The 438-nt window shown below is 75.6% G+C and carries 1 pseudogene; it reads left to right on the top strand.

Annotated elements, in window-relative coordinates:
* A pseudogene (locus KI686_RS15730) lies at positions 1-438 on the top strand (hypothetical protein); the annotation flags it as partial.

Genomic DNA, 438 nt, shown 5'->3' with positions numbered 1-438 from the left:
GCCGACCACGCGCGTGCGCTCGCCGACGCCGTCGCCGGCAACGACGCTCGCCTGGCCCGGCTGGAGGACGAGCTCGCCGCAGCCAGGGCGCAGGCCGAGGACGCCGCCGCGCAGGTGAGCACCCTCGCGACCGAGCTGAGCGACGCGCCCAAGGGCGTCGACGAGCCGCAGAGCCGTCAGCAGTTCGAGGCCGTGCTGCGCGTGGCCGAGGACCAGGCGAGCGTGCTGATCCACAACGCCGCCGCCCAGGCCGAGCGCCTGCTGCAGGCCGCGCGCGAGGAGGCCGAGTCGAAGCGTGCCGAGCTCGCCGCCGATGTCGCCCGCATCACCGCGCAGGCCGAGCACGACGCGGACCAGGTGCGGCTGAAGATCGACACCGAGCTGACCGCGCACCAGGCGCGCCTCGAGCGCGAGTCCTCGCACGCGGCCGAGAAGGTC

It is taken from the genome of Polaribacter sargassicola (assembly GCF_021991835.1).
Taxonomy (GTDB): Bacteria; Bacteroidota; Bacteroidia; order Flavobacteriales; family Flavobacteriaceae; genus Polaribacter; species Polaribacter sargassicola.
This window is presented reverse-complemented; position numbering and strand designations above follow the sequence as displayed.